The 18,929-nt window shown below is 29.3% G+C and carries 11 protein-coding genes; 2 read left to right on the plus strand and 9 right to left on the minus strand.

Annotated elements, in window-relative coordinates:
- Positions 1 to 4 precede the first annotated feature (4 nt).
- The gene (locus tag JM47_RS01170) at positions 5 to 265 is read left to right on the plus strand and encodes a hypothetical protein (RefSeq protein WP_208895164.1); all 261 of its coding nucleotides are present in this window, start codon (positions 5 to 7) and stop codon (positions 263 to 265) included.
- 543 nt (positions 266 to 808) lie between these two features.
- On the opposite strand, the gene JM47_RS01175 is transcribed toward JM47_RS01170, so the two are convergent.
- From JM47_RS01175 to JM47_RS01215, 9 genes are all read right to left on the minus strand, one after another.
- On the minus strand, positions 809 to 2,353 hold the full coding sequence (locus JM47_RS01175) for a hypothetical protein (RefSeq protein WP_208895165.1): 1,545 nt from the start codon (positions 2,351 to 2,353) through the stop codon (positions 809 to 811).
- A 164-nt stretch (positions 2,354 to 2,517) separates the two neighbouring features.
- A complete protein-coding gene (locus tag JM47_RS01180) occupies positions 2,518 to 3,378 on the minus strand; it encodes an urease accessory protein UreD (protein WP_208895166.1) in 861 nt (286 codons plus the stop codon).
- A gap of 6 nt (positions 3,379 to 3,384) precedes the next feature.
- Positions 3,385 to 4,005, minus strand: coding sequence for an urease accessory protein UreG (gene ureG / locus JM47_RS01185; RefSeq protein WP_038103382.1), 621 nt, complete (start codon positions 4,003 to 4,005; stop codon positions 3,385 to 3,387).
- Between the two features lie 59 nt (positions 4,006 to 4,064).
- Positions 4,065 to 4,829 (minus strand): urease accessory protein UreF, encoded by a 765-nt coding sequence (locus JM47_RS01190; RefSeq protein ID WP_051749527.1) that lies wholly within the window; start codon positions 4,827 to 4,829, stop codon positions 4,065 to 4,067.
- Entirely contained in the window at positions 4,771 to 5,220 is a 450-nt protein-coding gene (gene ureE / locus JM47_RS01195) for an urease accessory protein UreE (protein WP_038103384.1), read from the minus strand. The genes JM47_RS01190 and ureE overlap by 59 nt, the downstream gene beginning before the upstream one ends.
- A gap of 86 nt (positions 5,221 to 5,306) precedes the next feature.
- Entirely contained in the window at positions 5,307 to 7,103 is a 1,797-nt protein-coding gene (gene ureC / locus JM47_RS01200) for an urease subunit alpha (RefSeq protein WP_208895167.1), read from the minus strand.
- Between the two features lie 47 nt (positions 7,104 to 7,150).
- Positions 7,151 to 7,522, minus strand: a complete 372-nt coding sequence (gene ureB, locus JM47_RS01205) for an urease subunit beta (RefSeq protein WP_038103387.1) — start codon at positions 7,520 to 7,522, stop codon at positions 7,151 to 7,153.
- Between the two features lie 90 nt (positions 7,523 to 7,612).
- Positions 7,613 to 7,918: an urease subunit gamma gene (locus JM47_RS01210; RefSeq protein ID WP_038103389.1), complete on the minus strand. Its 306-nt coding sequence runs from the start codon at positions 7,916 to 7,918 to the stop codon at positions 7,613 to 7,615.
- An 811-nt stretch (positions 7,919 to 8,729) separates the two neighbouring features.
- On the minus strand, positions 8,730 to 18,086 hold the full coding sequence (locus tag JM47_RS01215; protein WP_208895168.1) for an SGNH/GDSL hydrolase family protein: 9,357 nt from the start codon (positions 18,084 to 18,086) through the stop codon (positions 8,730 to 8,732).
- Positions 18,087 to 18,450: 364 nt separating this feature from the next.
- On the opposite strand from JM47_RS01215, the gene JM47_RS01220 reads away from it, so the two are divergent.
- Positions 18,451 to 18,924 (plus strand): glutathione peroxidase, encoded by a 474-nt coding sequence (locus JM47_RS01220; RefSeq protein WP_231428087.1) that lies wholly within the window; start codon positions 18,451 to 18,453, stop codon positions 18,922 to 18,924.
- Positions 18,925 to 18,929: the final 5 nt, after the last annotated feature.

Below are 18,929 nucleotides of genomic sequence, written 5' to 3' on the forward strand. Positions count from 1 at the left end.
TTTATTGTCAGGATTTTCAGGTGTAGTACTTTCAGTTGAACTTCCTTTATCTTTATCAGCTCCTGTGCCAGGATTAGTTACTTGAGGATTATTCGGAGTTGATGGTTGTGTTGTACCTTTGGTAGTATTATTTGAACCATTTGATGAATCTGTTGTTCCACCAGTTTCTGAACCTTGCCCAGTTGGAGTTGTAGCACTTCCGCTTCCTGGGTTCGAAGATTCATTACCACCTGTTTGTGGTTGTTCTACTTTCTTTTATTTATAAATCCTTTGATAGTAAATTATGTCTAAAATTCCTTTTATCAAAGCTTGGATTTATTTGAAATATGAAGTGATTTTAGAAACTTTTTCTTCTTTTGCAAAAAAAAAAAAAAAAAAGGACTTTTGAGTTGGATGTTCCGGTTAAGTATATTTTGTTTTGTTTTAGTCATCGTATTCGGTTGTATTAATTAAAACATTTAACACAAGCGTTTGGGGGTGCTATAAAAAAACCAAATTATTTTATAAAAACACCTGCAATGAAGATTTGTTCATATAAACAAAAGAGGATTAGTTGTTTTTATGTATCTTAAGGAATCAATTAATTTATAACTAATTTGAAAATATTAAATATATTAATTCTTTGTTTTGGTTGATGATAAAGTTTTAAATCAAAAACCTAAACAAATTACATATATTAGATTAATATAATGGAACTTAATTAATATAATGGTTGAAAAGTATTGATATTATAGAGAGTGTAAGAAAAAAAGAATGCAAAATTTGCATTCTCTGTGAGTAAGCTAAAACTAGTTTATTATTTTAGTTGTTATTTAGTGGGGTTAATTTTATACTCATTTGCAAGAAGATTTTCATTTGGTTTGTCTTTTAAAGTTATTCGAGTAACAGTGAAATCAGCGTTTTTACCTCAAGGGTGTTTAGGGTAAATTTTAAACACAACTTGATCACCTTCGTCTTTTGATATTGTTGGGAACAATCCTGAATCTTCTGTTGTATCAGTTTGATATTTATTTTCACTATTTCTAAATTCAAAATTTAAAAATTTAGTTTTAATCGATTCAAATAAAGTCTTTGGTCCTTTTACTACAAATACAAGATATGTATAACCTAGGGGGTTATTAGAATCATATTCTACACTTTGAATTGTTATTTTCTTTTCATCTTTCTTTTCATCTTTAGAACCTGTTTGTGCATCAGCATTAGGTTTTGCTTGTGTTCCGTCTTGGCTACTTGTTGAACCGCTGCTCATTGATGATTTGATTGCTAACTCTATTTTTGTTAAATCTTCATTTAATTCAACAGTTTGTCCATTTTCAGCATCATCATTTTCTTTGCTGTACAGTTCAGCACCTAATATTTTATACTTTGCACTGTCTTCTAGATTTTCAAAAATAACAACTACCTTACCATTTTCTACTTTTACTTTTTTTGATATTTCAGATTTTCCTGGTTTATCTTCTTCTGACGCTTTTTTTAATTCAACTTCTAAGTATTTATTATCTGCATTTGTTACATTTAATGAAAGTTGATATTTACCATCTTTTTTCATTAACATTGCATTATTTTCTAAAGTAACTGATACAGTTTGTTCTGGTGTAGGAGTAGGTGCTTCAACTTTTGGAGTTTGTGCCGCTTCTGTTTCAAATTCTTTTCCACTTAAAGTTGAACTTAATTCTAAACTAACTCCTTCTTTAGCAGTTTCACTATCATAAAGTTTAAGTGTTGATACTTTATATTTAGTTCCCGCTTTTAAACCATCAAAACTAACTTTTACACTATTAGATTCAACTTTAGCTTTTGCATTGACTTTAGTTGCATTTTCTTGGTTAGTTGAAACTTCAGTTAATTCAACTTCTAAATATTTATTATCAGCATTTGTAACAGATAATGTTAATGAATATTTCGCTTCTTCTTTAATTAATTTAGCATCATCAGCTACACTAATTACAGGTTTAGTTGTTTCTGATGTACTTCCACCATTTTCCTTACCATTAGTTCCAGGATTTTCATTTTTTCCTGTTTCACCACCACTTTGTCCTGTGCCTGGTTGATTTTCTTTCATCTTTTCATCTTCTTGTTTATCTGATGAACCAGGGTTAGATGGATTAGGATTTTCTGGAGTTGATGGTTGTGTTGTACCTTTGGTAGTATTATTTGAACCACCTGATGGATTTGTAGTTCCACCAGTTTCTGAACCTTGTTTAGTACCAGTTGTAGTACTTCCACTTCCTTGTTTTGAAGATTCAGTTCCACTAGTTTGTGGTTGTTCTACTTTCTTTTCAGTGGGTTTGGCTGGTTTCGCCTTTGTTGGTGCACAAGCTGCAACTACTCCAATAACACTAACCCCTGCCATAATAGCACCAACAGATAATGCTAGTGCTTATTTTTAATTTAGTAGAAAAAAGATCAACTGCCATCATTAAATTTTACTTTAATAATGTTGCAGTTGATCTTGCAATCGAGCAACTATTGGGTTTTAAATCCAATAGTTTTTTATTTGCTTTTATTTGATTTTAATTATAGTTTTCGTAATGATAACGGTTTTTTGTTTCATAATTTTTGACGAACATATTTATGAGCAATCGCAGTAACCTTATCAACATTATAAAAAGTATCAGCTAAAACACGAATACCAATTCCTGGAACTTCCATTAATGAAACTCCAAAGCTCATTTTAATATCGTTTAGTGAATGTTTAATTTCATCACGAATTGCTATTACATCTTGTTCAGTAAGTAATGGATTAAGCATTACCATTGTTCCACAGTAGTGGAATCCATCCATAATCCCAAATGCTGATTCATCATGTGTTGATGGTGTGAATTTTAAGTTATCAAATAATACAAGTTTATTATCATAATAAATCTTTGTATTTAGATACATTAAATCATACATATAAGCAGCACCAAGTGGACTTCATCCTGGTCCAAAACACTCAGAATAAATTAGTGTTGAACTGTTTTCTACATGGAATTCGTTATATTGAGCAAAACGCCCGTTTTCATAAACGATCAGGTTATCACTTACATATTCTAAGATGGCATTTTTACCAACTTTAATATTAGTATGTTGAACAGATGTTTTGTTATCAATAGCTTTATATGTTTTTGAGCTTGACTGAGTTGTTAGTATACAACGAGCATTATCACCAACTTCAAAATCTTGGCGATAAACCTCACCTGATACAAATCCCCCACCCATTGTAATTAATTGAAAACAAGGGTTAACTAAATCTTGTTCATCTAAATATAATGGTTTTGATGAACGGTAGAAATTTGTATAGTACACTTCGTGTGCCATTTCGTCGCGGTTTTTATCTTTTGTAACCTTTAAATATAAATATGCCGCATATTCATTTATTTTAGCTTTGCTTATCATTTAGGATTAATCCTCAAGCATAGCAAGTTGTAAACGTTTTTCAATTCAATCAGCAACTTGTTTTAATCCTTCATCAGTCTTTAAATTTGTTGCAAAGAAATCTTTGTCCCCACGTGATTTTAAAGTATCAGCTTTCATCACTTCTACATTAGCACCTACATAAGGAGCTAGGTCAACTTTGTTGATGATGAATAAGTCTGATTTAATCATCCCTTGTCCACCTTTACGTGGAATCTTTTCACCTTGGGCAACGTCGATAATATAAATTGAAAAATCTACTAAATCAGGGCTAAAAGTTGCAGATAAATTATCTCCCCCTGATTCTAAGAATAATAGTTGTAAATCTGGGTGTTTATCACACATTTCTTCGATTGCAGCAAAGTTCATTGAAGCATCTTCACGAATCGCTGTATGTGGACATCCACCAGTTTCAACACCAACAATACGATCAGCATCTAACACTGATGTATTTAATAAAATACGAGCATCTTCTTTTGTATAAATATCATTAGTAATAGCAGCCATGCTGTATCCTTTTGTTGATAAGTAACGTGTTAAACGTTCAATCAACATTGTTTTACCAGCACCAACAGGACCACCAACACCGATAACTAAAGGTTTTTTCATAAGTATTGACTTTCTTTTTGGACTTTTTGTTTTTGAATTTTAACTATTGATAAAAATTACTATGACATGAATAAACGCACTGAAATATCTTCATGTTCCATTTGTGCAATTTCAAGCCCAGGGTTATTCTTGCAAAAATCAGTTTTAAAATCAAGTTTAAAGGCTTTGTTAATAATATCTTCAAAGTACTTGTGTCTTAGTTCATAGATGATCTGTTGTCCAAGTACTTGACCCAACGGAATCGCACGTACACAGTTTTGTGTTAATGCAGCAACTGTTGAGTATAAATGTGTATATAATGAGATTTGTAAATCTAATTCTAAATGAATTGCTAAAATCCCAAAAGCAACAGCAGGATTACCGAAGCATTTCTTTTCTTTAATTAGTTGGGCATATTGAACCATTAGTTCACAATCAAAAATTTCATTATAAATTTTTACCATTTGTTGCCCAACACGACGTTGACCATCTCTAGTTTCTTTTGATAAACCTTGAGTTCCTAGCATATGATCAATCGCTCATATTTTTTTGTGTTTGACTGAATCTGCATTTTTTGATCTAAAGATTTTGTAGATCTCACGAATTGCTAATAAATCACCGAATAACAATTGCTCATTCATGTATAGCAATAACGCTTTCACAAGACTATTCCCATCGTGAACTATATCTTTTCGAATATAAGTTTCAATACCAAACGAATGGCTAAATGATCCGATTGGGAAGTTAGCATTTGTGATTTGCATTAAATCTAATAATTGTAAATAATTATCTTGCTGCTTCGCAGTGTCTAAACGCCTCTTTGAGTTTGATTTTTTTACGTTCATATTGTGCCTTAATTTCTTGAAGGTATTCTTCAACTAAATAGTCATAAGGTACAATCATTTCTTGCTCACTAAATTGTGCTGGCATATGACGATTACCTAAATTATGAGCAATCATTGCCATATTACCAATTGAATGCGAAGTAATGATTAAAACATCCGCTAATTCTAAACGTACTACTAATAACTTGTTATCTTCATTCGCTAAAACATCTCCATCAACAAGACGCTTACCTTCTTCAAGTTTAATAGCATACTCATTGTTTAAGTCTGATTTAGCAATAATCAAACGTTTTAGTACTTCTTCATTAGTTAAGTGAATACTTTCAATTTCGTATTTTTCTACATTAGCCATATCAGCAATATTGGCTAAAATTTCTTTAAAAACAACCAAGCTTCATCCCTCACTTTTGTTCTTATATAAAATATTAATGCTATTTACATAGCATTAATATTATTTTATCCTAAAAATGGGGCGATCTAGTATAAGAAGTATCTTTGAGCTAATGGAGCTTCTGTTAATGGATCACATTCAATAATGTATTTACCATTTGCAGTTTTCTTGAACTTCTTAGCTAATTCAGCAGCAGATGTTTCTACTCAGTTTTCAAGGTCTGCTAAATCTACAGCAGCACTGAATGTTTGAGAGTCAACTTCTACATTTGGAGTAGCATCGTTGTATTTAAGATCTTTTTTACTAATACTACGGCAGTTTTTAACTGGTAATAAATCTTTCTTAAGACCGTATTCTTCTTTAATATTCTTTTCAATAGAAAGTTTTGAAACGAATAATACAGAAGTATCAGCAATTGCACCACCATATGCAGCGAATTGGTCACGCATAATAACTGGTTCACATGTTGGAATAGATGCGTTTGGGTCACCTGCGATACAACGTGCAATAACACCTTTTTTACATACATAGTAAGGTTTTGCACCAAAGAATTTAGGTTCTCAAGCAACTAAGTCAGCAAGTTTACCAACTTCGATTGATCCTACATATGAATCAATACCGTGTGCAATAGCAGGGTTAATTGTGTATTTAGAAACATAACGTTTAATACGGTTGTTGTCGTTAAATTCACTATCACCTTTAAGTGGTCCAAATTGGTTTTTCATCTTGTGAGCTGTTTGTCATGTACGAGTTACAACTTCACCGATACGTCCCATCGCAAGAGTATCTGATGACATAACTGAGATTGCTCCCATGTCATGAAGAATATCTTCTGCAGCAATAGTTTGTGCACGAATACGTGAGTCAGCGAACGCAACGTCTTCAGGAACTTTAGGGTTTAAGTGGTGACATACCATTAACATATCTAAGTGTTCAGCAATTGTGTTAATAGTATATGGCATAGTTGGGTTTGTTGAAGCAGGAAGAATGTGGTTGTATTTAACAGCTTCTAGAATGTCAGGAGCGTGTCCGCCACCAGCACCTTCTGTATGGTAAGCGTGGATTACACGACCCTTCATAGCAGCGATTGTGTGTTCTACGAAACCACTTTCGTTAAGTGTATCTGTATGGATTGCAACAGCAACATCTGTTTGGTCAGCAACTGTTAATGACACATCAATAGCGTGTCCTGTTGCCCCTCAGTCTTCGTGGATCTTAAGACCACAAGCACCAGCTGCAATTTCTTCAAGAATTGGGTCAGCAGTACCTTGTCCTTTTCCTAAGAAACCAACGTTAACTGTCATACCATCAGCAGCTTGTAAACCGTGTCGAATTCAGAATTTACCAGGTGTTACAGTAGTTGCTTTTGTACCATCGTTCATACCAGTACCACCACAGATAAGAGTAGTAATACCACCATCTAAAGCAACAGGTACAATTTCAGGTTCTAATCAGTGAACGTGAGTATCTAAACCACCAGCTGTATAAATTTTACCTTCACCAGCTGAAACTTCAGTTGCAATACCAATAATCATATCTACATTATCAGTTAAGTGAGGGTTACCTGACTTACCAATTGCAGCAATTTTTCCATCACGTACCCCGATGTCAGCTTTATAAACACCAGTGTAGTCTAGAATTAAAGCATTAGTAATAACTAAGTCCATTACTTCTGCGTTTTTGTATTTTTCATCACGTTTGTAAGTTGAGTTCATACCCATACCTTCACGTAATGTTTTACCACCACCGAATACAGATTCTTCACCGTATTGAGTGTAGTCTTTTTCTACTTTAGCTCAAACATCAGTATCACCTAAACGTACACTATCACCTGTAGTAATACCATAAAGCTCTGAGTAGTTTTTTCTTGAAATTTTGAACATATTAATTCTCCTTGGTTACTGTATTAATAAAAAATTAACATAGCTAACTATTTTAATTTTCCATTAATCTTACCGTTTACCCCTCATACTTCACGAGTTCCAGCAAGATCAATTAAAGGCACTTCTTTCATATCACCTGGTTCGAAACGAACAGCAGTTCCTGATGGAATGTCGAAACGACGACCATAAGCTACTTTACGTTCTTTGTCTTCGTTACCTTTTTCATCATAGAAAATTAACGCAGTGTTTGTTTCGTATAAGTGGAAGTGAGAACCAACTTGGATTGGACGGTCTCCTGTGTTCTTAACGTTCACACGAACTTCTTTACGTCCTTCGTTCATTGCGATTTCACCATCGGCTAATTTTAATGCACCTGGTACAAGTTTACCTGGTGTATAAAGGTTTGATCCTCCAGCCATATTTTATCTCCTTAATTTTTCATATTTCTAAATATAGTTATATATAAGTATATTTAGTTATGTTGTTTTTGATTTGATATAAGATGTAAATTATTTGTAGATAGGTTCGTGAATTGACACTAACTTAGTACCATCTGGGAAAGTTACTTCGACTTGGATAATACCAACCATTGAGTCAACACCTTCCATAACTTGGTCTACACGTAATACTTCGCGTGCTGATTGCATAAGGTCTGCAACTAATTTACCATCACGTGCTCCTTCAACAACGTGATCAGTGATTAAAGCAACAGCTTCAGAGTAGTTAAGCTTTAACCCTCTTGCTAGACGTCTACGAGCAAGGTCGGCTGCAACAGTAATCATTAATTTTTGAATTTCTCTAAGTGAAAGATTCATTTTCTACCTCGAATTATTTATTTGAGTTAATAATGCAATTTAATTATATTATTTTTTAAGCTCTTGCAACAAAAAATAAGAAAAAATTATGCTTTTTTGGGTATGTGTTTGATATTTTTTTATATTTTTATGTTAAATAGCTAAAAAGTAGATACTAAAAGTACAAAAAGGGAAAGTGTTTTTTGATCTTTTTATTAAAATAGAAAAAAATAATATTTAGTATGTACAGATTTTAAAAAAATATGCTATACTTTATCTCGTCGTTTCACAAGAAAACGACCATTGATTAATAACCTAATTATTAATTAATGTAAATGTATTTTAAAATCGCTACCAGTCCGCTTATTTTTTTCTTGAATTTTGAAGCGGGTAGCTAATAGGGATTTTAAAGTTAAAAATTTTGAGTTAATGTTAAAAAGTCCTTTATTTTGCCTAGACAACAAAAAAAGGATAAACAAAAAATTTTTCATATAGATATTGATATAAGACATAAGCTTGTACTCTACATATATAGCGAGTACATATCAACAACCACTAGTTTGCTAGACACAAACTAGTGGTTTTATATTGTTTAACTATCTATCTTAAAATAACTATATTATTTTTTTTTATTAAATAAAAGGTTAAAAATATTTTATAATATATTCATGATATATATTGCACCCATCCGCTTTAAATCCAATTGATCATAAAATGAATGGGTTATATCTAAAACAAGGGTCTCCTTGTTTTTCTTTTCCTTTTTTTAACATATAAAATATTAATGAATCAAAAAAGCAAGGAGGTTTCCTTGCTTTTTGTTTGTCTTTTATTATCGCTTCTTAGCTCATTTTCAATTCATTTTTGAAGTTAATACAGGTTTTGCTGGATGACCTTTTTTAAGTGCTAAGAAAATATCATCAACATATTTATTACCAGGAATGTGTTTAGAATCTTGGTTATTATGTCAATTACTTACCATATACAAGAAATCATGTTGAGCATAATTTCAGTGGTGTGGTGGTGGATTGAAGATATCGTTTTGACGTGCACCAAAGATTGAAAGATTTAAGACAGCTTCAGATTGATCGCCCTTACCTGCGTGAATTAATTTATAAAGTTCACGTTCACCAGTTACAACAAATCAACTTGCTCATCAAGTAACAGGAGATGAACCTTTGAAGTATGTTTCGTGAACATATCAAAGCATAGCAATACCAATTCTTACAATCGCACTTGTGAATGGGTTTTCATGAATATAAGTTGTTGGGTGTTTAATTTCATATTCTTTTTGAGCATCTCAAAGCTTAGCTACAATTTTACCAACAACAGCTTTTGGATCTGGAGCACCTTTAATTCCTTTTTGAAGTGAAGTCACTTTTTTAAGGTATGGGTTGTTTGGTTGGCTTACCCCTTTATGTCCACCAATTGATCCAAACACATCACTTCAAATGTTTCTTTGTTCAATCTTAGTTAAACCAAAGAATAATGGATTCTTTTCAGCTGATAGCTGACTATATTTAGTAAATGGAGATTTTTCAAATACTAAATTAATAAACTTAACAAAGTGAAGCGGTTTAATGTCGTGTTCTTTATTACCAATTAATGGTTCAATCTTTAAGAATTGAAGTCGATCTTTAAGCATGAATGCATTCATGAATTCATACACAACTTTAAATCCTTCTTTAGTAAATACACCAGTTTGCATTTCTTTAAAGATCACAAATAATTGGTGAACAAAGACATTAATGAAATCGATTCGATAAAGATTATGTGATAAATCAACTAATAAGTTATGAACAGTTTTGTAGTCTTCTTCAGTAATATTTTCAAGCTTTAAGTTTTTAAACATTAATGCAGCGATGAAACGAGTTGTTGATTCACTACGTAAGAAACTAGCAACTAATTCTTTAAATGTAGTAACTAAATAAGCTGGGTTTAAATCTAGAACTCGTTCTAATAATTGATCAAATGTTTTGTATTGATCTTTACTGTAGAATGTATGGTTGTTAATTAATTCAGCAATTAAGTATTTAACCATCTTTCAAATATTAGGATCTTTTCTTAAGAATCCTCAAGTTCCTACTAAGAAGTCCTTAGCAACTTTTTCTTCAACACCAACTGCTTTAGCAAGTACAGGAGCTAGTTTTGTTTCAAATACAGAATCTAAGTATTCTATAATTCCTGGAGCATTTAATAAGTTAGTGTAAACTTCTTCAACTGTTTTAATTAGTTTAGATCTGATCTTAACATCTTGGAAGCCTTTGTGATCAATGATTGCTTTAATTAAAGTAGTAATCTTATTACCATTTGGAACTAAACCATTGTTTGATTCATTAGTATTTTTAGCATTTGCAAGAGTAGTTGCTTTTGGTTTTGGATTTAAGAAATTATCAAACATTGGATCTAATAATTGCTTAAATGTACTTGCAGGTGCTTTAGATAAAATAACAGATACAAAATCACTAATTTGGTTTGTATACTCTGGTTTATCAAAAATACTTAATAAACTTACAATCATCTTTGGTTCTACAATTTGATTTGGAATAAAGTCTGATTGTAATTTAGCTACAAATTGTTGTGGATTTAACAATAATGCTTCAGTGTTTTCTTCCATAAAGTCTAGTAATTTCCCTGGAATTTCTTTAAAGAAATCAAGTGACGGAAGAAGCGGAGCTACTTCTTTAACTAGAGCTTTAATCTTAGTTTTATCAGTTTCAGTTAAATTACTTAAGTTAAAGTAGTTAATAACTGTTTGTTCAGCTATATTAGCTAATTCATTAACAAATGAACCATCTTTTTTAAGTGCACTAGTTAAGAATTGATTAATTTCACTCTTAACAGTTTGTTTATTATTACTTAAATAAACTTTTAATAAATCAGCGAAGTTATTAATATCTTTATAACTATTAGCATCCTTAACAACACTACTAATTGTTTTATTTAATAAGTTTTTAGCAAAATTAAATAATGATGGATCAGTAAATAATTTTCTAAAGCTTTCTTGATATTGTGATTTTAATACTCTTAGCTCAGGAACATTATTAGCAATTGTCACTGCTAAATGATCAGCTAAGTTATTCATCACATTTTGTGCAAATCCTTCAGTTTTATTAGTATCAAATATTTCGTTAAATAATCTTGTACCAATACTTACTATACGATCATTAACAACTGTTTCTTTTGGAGTAGTAATGAATGCTTTAGCAACTTCAAATCCAAAATTAAGTTTAACATTGTTTGAGTTATCAGCTTGTTCACTAACTGATCTATATGTTGGTGTATCTTTTGATTTAGCTTTTAGATTAATGAATTTGTTGAAGTCAAGTTCATTAACAATAGCTAAAATACCATTTACATAATCATCATTTGTAATTTTTTCATTCTTTAAGATATCAACAATTGAAACAAGTTTCTTTGGATCATTGAAATCAAATAAGTTGTTAATTGCAGCTGTTCTGTTTTCAGTATCTTGTTTAGATTTTTGATCACCTAATAATGAACCAACAAAATCTGAAGATCCTAATTTGTCAACAAGTTGTTCGATAACTTCTTTTACAACTGGTAATTCTTTAGCATTACCTAATATCTTACTTACTAAATTCTTAACAGCAGACTTAGATTTTTCTTCAATTTCATTTGGTGCTTTAGATGAAATTAAATCAAATAAAGAATCTGTAATTACATTTTGTGTTTTTTCACTTGTTGCTATATTTTGAACTAAATTAACAAGTTGAGGTTTTAGTTCATCTTTTACTAAGTTAAATAATGTAGATACAAATTCAAAGAATGATTTGTTTTCTTTAAACTTATCAGCTTCTAAAATGACTTTCTTAGCTAAAGTTTTAATGATTGTTTTAAAATCTGTTGATTCGTATAAGATTGCAACTAAGTTATTGATTACATTTTGATTAGTTGAACTTAATTTACTTAAATCAATGTTGCTAGATAAAGATAATAAGTTCTTAGTAATAAATGTTTTAAGATCATTACTTGCAAATACTTGATCAATTAAGTGTTCAACTAAACCATAAAGTTTAGATGCAACATCATAACCTTTTGCTAAGAACTCAGAAGTTTGTAAAGCATGAATGTAATTGAATACAGTTTCTAAAGTGTTATTCTTAACTGTTGTTTTTTGACTATTTTGTGCTGAAGATACTTCACTTGTTGAATCTTGTAATTTCGCATTATCTTGTGCTTTTGTAGCAATTTTTGGTAAGTATTTAATAACAATGTCAATAAATACTTTTAGTTCATCTGCAGTTATATCGTTGAAGTTAAATAACTCAAGTAATGATGCAACTGAGCTAGGGTTAAATAGTTGATCAATCAACTTAGATCCATCAACTGAACCATTAATCGCATTAGTTGTAAATTTAATTAACTCATCAAGAGAGTATTTTGTAAACTCAAGATTTGGTAAATGTTGAATTAATTTAACTAATAATTTAGAAACAGCTTCTTTTTCACTTGATTGTAAATTAACAGCAATGTAGTTTTCAAGTGTACTTACAACCGCTTTAGTAAAGTTAGATTGAACATTAGGATCATTTACAAGAGCAGTTAATACTTTAATAAAGCTATCTTTTAGAGTTGATAAATTTGATTTAGTAAATTCATTGATAATAGCTTGATTATCAGCTAAATTACGATATTTATCTTTAGCATTACTAATATCTTTAATTAATAAGCCAACTCAATTTTTAACTTCAGATGCAAAAGTTTTATTAGTTGTAATACTTCTAAATAAACTTACATAATCTTCTTTTGTTGTTGGTAAATTATTTGCTTTACTAATCATTGCAGCTAATACATTAGCAAATTCATCTTGAAGTTTTGATGAAGTAAATACTTTGTTTAATAAATGATTAACTATTGTATCAATCTTAGTTTTAACTTCACTATTTGCCACTAAATCATTGTTAATGAAACCAACAATAATTTGTTTGAAGAAATCAAGTGGGTTTGATGTAGTTGTAGATTTAGTAGATGAAACAACTGTAGTTGATCCATTTTGTTTCTGATCATCAGTTTTTATTAATGAACTAAAGTCAAGACTATTAACTGCTGGATCAAATAAAATATCAATTACATCAGTGAAATCTTTAGTTGAAAGTTCACTAATTTTAAAGATTTCAATTACATTAATTAATTGTTCAGGTTTTGATAAGAAGTGATCTTTTAGTTTAGTTAAGAATGAATCTGCTTGAACATTGTTTTGTTCAAATAATGATTTAGCATTTGATTTGATGAAGTCAAATGTACTATCAACAAGTTTTTTGTATACTTCTAAACCTGTAATCTTTTGTAATAAAGTTGATACAAATGATTGAACTTTTTGTTTTTGTTCATCATTTAGAGTAGTTTTGAATTGTTGTTCAAATCAAGTAACTAAACCTTTACCAACTACATCAGTAATTTGTTTATCTTTAAAGATAACATCAAATAATGCAAGTAATTTAGCTTTAATCTTATCAGCATTACGTTTAGCATATGTTTCAAATAAAGCTGCAAAACTATCAGCTTTAGCATATTCTTCTGTATGATCTAAAACATCGCTAATTAAAACTTTAACTAATTCAACTGCAGCATTTTTAACATTTTCATTACTTAATATTTGTTGAATTAAAGTTTTTGTAGTTTGAATTAAATTAATTTGGTTATTAAATGTACTTAATTGAGCTTTTAATAAATTACTAATCCATTTTGTTAATGTGTTACCATGTTCTTTGTTTGTAAACACTTCACTAACAAAAGTTTCAACAACTTCTTTTAATTTATTTTTTGATTTAGAATCAGCTAAACCTGTTTTAAGTAATGATTGAACAATCTTAAAGACAGTATCTGATGGGTTTGAGTTTGTTGCTTTTGGTGTAGGATTTTGTGCTGATACAGCATCAGGTTTTGCTTTTGAATAACTAACTGGTTTAGTTTCGTTCATTAACACTTCAAAGACAAAGATTTGTAAAACATCAACATAATCTCTAACTTTGAATTGATCTTCTACTAAGAAGTTGAATAATTCTTTAACAACTTCTCCATCACTAGTTAAAACATTAAAGGCTTTAACATAATCTTTTGTGTTTAAAATATTTTCAATAATGTTTGGTTGGTTAATTAAACCATTAAAGTTTCTCTTAAATGATTGTATAAATCTTGAATTTGATAATTTATCAAAAATTGCATTAGCAAATGTTGATATTTTCTCTTTAGATTCTTCTTTAAGATCAACTCAATCCATATTAGGATTAATTGCTTTAACTAATAAACCTAATAATACTTGACGAACATTTTTATCTTTTAGAACAAAATCAGTTAAATCATTAATTAATGGAATAATTTGATCTTTGTTTTTTTCAAACACAAAAGCAAGAACTGCTCCCATGCTTTCTTTTTTGTTTAATTCTTTTGCATTACTAATTAAAGTAGATGTAAATGATTGAATTAGTTTTCTAACTTTTTCATTCTTTTCAGGTAATAAGAATTCATTGAAGACAGCATCAACTAATTCAACTTGTTGTTTGTTAGAAAGACCTAATTTATTAATTAATAATGAATTTGATAAAGCACCATTAACTGTATTTTTAATCCCGAATAATAAATCAGAATTTGTAAATATTTTTTCTACTAAATTGTTTAAAACCTTATTTGCAGCACTTTGGTTTGCTTTAGCTTTATCTTGATCTTCACGATTGAAAGCATCTAATTTAATTAAGTTCTTAAATAATCTAAATAAAAGGTTTGGTGTAGTTTGATCTGATGCTTTAGCTGATTCATATTGTGTATTTACAGCTTTTTTAAGCTCTTCACTTTGATTGTTATTTTGAACTAAAGCTGTTGCTTCAGGTTTAAGTTGATCAGTTTTGAAGATCTTTTTAAAGTCTAAATTATCTAAGAATAAGTTAGTAATTGAAATTAATTCAAATTCTTTGATATTTGGATCTTCAACTAATTCAAGTAAAGTCAATAAACTTGCAGTTGCAGAGTTAACTAGATCAGTTTTAAATTTATTAGTGAATGCATTTGGATCATTACTAAATAATAATGGAATATGATTTTGAAGAGATGTTAATAAATCTGCTTGTAAGTTTTTGTATAAAGTTAAATTACTAATCTTTGGAATTAGTTTATTAACAAATGAATCGAATTGTTTCTTTTGTTCTTCAGTAGCTGGTTTTTTAAATGGTAAAGAACTCAATACATATTGAGTTGCTAATTCACTAAGAAGTTTGTTTAATTTTTCATCCTTAGTTAATGTTTCAACGAATGTATCAATTAGTTTTTTAACTTCTGCATTTTTATTAGTTAATAAAACTTGTAATAATTCACCAGGATTAGTTACATTAGCATACTTATCTGGATTATCAACAAAATCAACTAATGCTAATTCTAAGATGCTTTGTAATTTATCAGGTCGAATAAGACGAGCAGCTAAATCACTAATTACATCTCAAACTTGTTTCCCGTTGTTTTTTACAAACGGAAGTTTAGCATCAATTAATAAATCTCCTAATTTGTTTTTTGCATAATCTTCAAGTGTACTAAACACTTTATTAGCAAAAGAACTATTAGCAACTTTACCAATTACTTTTTTAAGAACATCTTTAATTTGTGTTTTTTGACTATCATCTAACTTATTTTCATCTAAAGCAGATAACATCCCCTTAACTGCATCAAAATAGTTAAATTGATTAGCTTTAGTAAATGTTTCAACAACACCAAAAGAACCAACAGCTTCTAATTTAATATCAAAAGCATTTTGTAAACTTACTTCTGTTAATTTTTCTAATTCGGCTGATTCAATATCCTTATTTAAGAACATCTTAATCATACTATCAAAGAATGATTTAGTAGCTGGTTTGAAAACATCAGCTAACTGTTTACTTAAATGTGATTGGTTTAAATCTAATAGACCAAAATAAGTAGCGGGAAGCTTAAGTTGCTTCATAATATCGTTTTTATAGTTCTTTAATAAAGGAAGTGTTGTTCCTTTCATTAAAAGTTTCTTAACGATTGTTTTAACTTCTTCGTTATTAAACACATTATTGTTTGAACTACTTGTTGATGATAAGAATAGTTTATAAACTACATCTAAATTAGATTCATCTTTTGTAATTGTATTAATAAGAGAGTCAATTTCTTGTTCTATTTGAGTTGCTTTTGAGCTAACAACTGATGAAATTAATGCAGAAATTGTTTTGTATTTAAAATGATTATCTTTATTAGTAAAGATTTCATCAACAACTAAATTAATAATCTTATCTAATGCTTTAGTATTAGTTAGAATTTCAATTAATTTTGTTTTAAGTGAATTTAACTCTTCAGATTCAAGACTATTTCTTGAACTTGAAACTAGTCCTTCGATAATTAATGATGGATTAATAAAACTACTAATAAATTTAGCTAAAGTCTTTTTATTAGTTTCTAAATCATTTTCATTACTATGATATACAACATCAGAAATTAAGTTGAAAAGACTTTGATCGTTTAATAAATGTTTATTAAAGACTGTTCTAAAATCTTGTTTATTTATTGTTTGTGTACCAGGCTTATCATTCTTATCATAGTCATTAGAGTCAAAATCATTTTGAATACTTAAAACTGCATCATCTAAGTATCTTGTTTTATTTGTTGATAGAACTAAATTAAACAATGCTTCAAACATTGCTCTTTTATATGCTTTATCAGTTTCAGTTTTACTAGTTAAATTAACTATTAGATCAACTAATAAACCAATTTGTTTACTATCTTTTCTTAATCAAGTATATAAAGCTTTTGCTTTATTAGCATTATTTAATAATCCTTTATTTTCTACATCTTTTTCAAGAAGAGATTGTGTAAATAATAAAGCAGCATTTTCAGTTCCAACTACTTTAATAATTAATTCTGGATTAGTTATGTTTTTAAATGCAATTTGTTGGTTAAAACTATCTTTGTCTTGGTTAAAGTAATTAGCATCTCAACTTGATACTAATTCTTGAGCAAGTTCAGAAGTTTTGTTTTGTGCATATTGTTCACCTAAAGCTAACTTTAAGAAAACATCTTGAGCCATCTTTTTATAACCCAAGTGTGTTGGGTGTAAATTAAAGATATCTTTAGCAAAAACATCGTTGTTTTTTAATCAATCATCTGTATCATTTGTAGCAACAAAATTAACATTAACACTCTTAGCTGTTTCTTTTAAAACACTATTAAGCCCATTTGTAATTAGTTCAAAAACGTTTTTTTCACCTTGTTTAGTTGAGTCATTAATAACACTATTTAAACGTAAAAATGGAAGCGGATAACCAATTACATTAATACTTAAATCAGGATTGATTTCTTTTAGTTTTTTTAATAATTTTTTAAGGTTATTAGCAACAAATCGTTTTGCTTGATCAATATTCTTTTCAAATTGAATCAATAATTGTGAATCAACATTTGGTTGTGAATTAATGATTTGTGATAAAAGCTGTTGGTCAATAACAGCTAAAAAATCATTTAAACCAATTGTAATTGTTAATAGGTTGGCTTGTGTTAATTGGTGAATAAAATTAGTAAATTGACTTTGGTCAACTTCTTTATTATTCTTTAATTTTTGTTTTGTATTTGAGTATCCAAAATTACCAAAATAAGAACTTAATCAATTTTGATATGGATTAGCTATCTCTTGATCATTTTGTTTAACTTTTTCAAAGAATAAATAATCTTTATTTTTGAAGTAAGTTTCATCAGCTTCATTTAATAAATAAAGTCAATCAGAAATGCTAGAGTTTGAAATCCCTAAGTTAGTAAAGCTGCTAACTCGTGCTGGTTGTACAGTATTAATATAATTAGCTAAAAAGGCAGGGAATGAAACTCCTTGCACTTGGTTATTATCTAATTTTCCACGTAAGTCAAATTGAGCTTGGTCTAAATGCCCAGCTGTTAGTTGATCACCAATTGCTACATATTTAACTGGTTGGTGACTTTTAATACTTACGTTGTGTTTTGTTAATACTAAATTATTTGACTGTTCTTTATTATCAGCTAACTTAGAGGTTTCATTATCCTTAACATTAATAATTCGTTCATCATTATGTTGTATAGGATTAGTCTCTTTCTCATTAGCATTCTGACCAAAATAAATGGCAGGAGCTGCAATTGCTGCAGCTGCTATTAAAGTTGCGACACTAATCCCAACAATTTTTTTCTTGCTATTTTTCATAGACTGAACTCCTTAATTTTGATTAGCCCTTTTTATAAAAAAGCTAGAATCCTAGTCATTAAACTATTTATAGTTTAGTGACAAATTGAGTATTGTTAAATTCCTTATAAAAATCTAAATGAAAGTTTTATGAAATATACCGTATAATCTAACCAATGGTAATTGCTACTTAAAAGATTGCATACTTATCGATTATCTCTTTATTATACCTTATTCTATTTAAATATTCAATCTTTATATAGATAAACCCTAAATTAAAGCCATTTATTAATGTAATTACATTATAAAATGATAAAATTAAGCAGTTTAGTTTACGAGCTTAAAACTAATAACAATATTAGAATAAGGATGATTTAAAAATTAAATGATTAATTTAAAAGATTATACTGTATATGATGTGCATGGTAATTTATATGATTGATCTAAAACAGATAACAAGTTGGTTTTAATTGTTAACACTGCTAGTAAGTGTGGTTTTTCTTATCAACTAGATCGTTTTGAATGACTTCATAACAAATACAAAGACCAAGGTCTTGTTATTTTAGCTTTTCCATCACGTCAATTCTTATACCAGGAATTTGCTACTAATCAAGAAGTTGCTCACTTTTGTCGAAGTAAACAATTTAGTTTTGATGTAATGCAAATCACTAATATCTTAGGAAGAGACATCAACCCTTTATTTGAAAAACTAATCAACGAACACCCTTGATCACATCGTGCTAAAGCAATCAAGTGAAACTATGAAAAATTCTTTGTTAAAAATAATGAAGTAATTGCTCGTTTTAAATCTGATGTCTGTGCTTGTGCTTTAGAAGAATTTATCATTAAAAACTTATAATAAAT

The organism is Ureaplasma diversum (genome assembly GCF_000941095.1).
Taxonomy (GTDB): Bacteria; Bacillota_I; Bacilli_A; order Mycoplasmatales; family Mycoplasmoidaceae; genus Ureaplasma; species Ureaplasma diversum.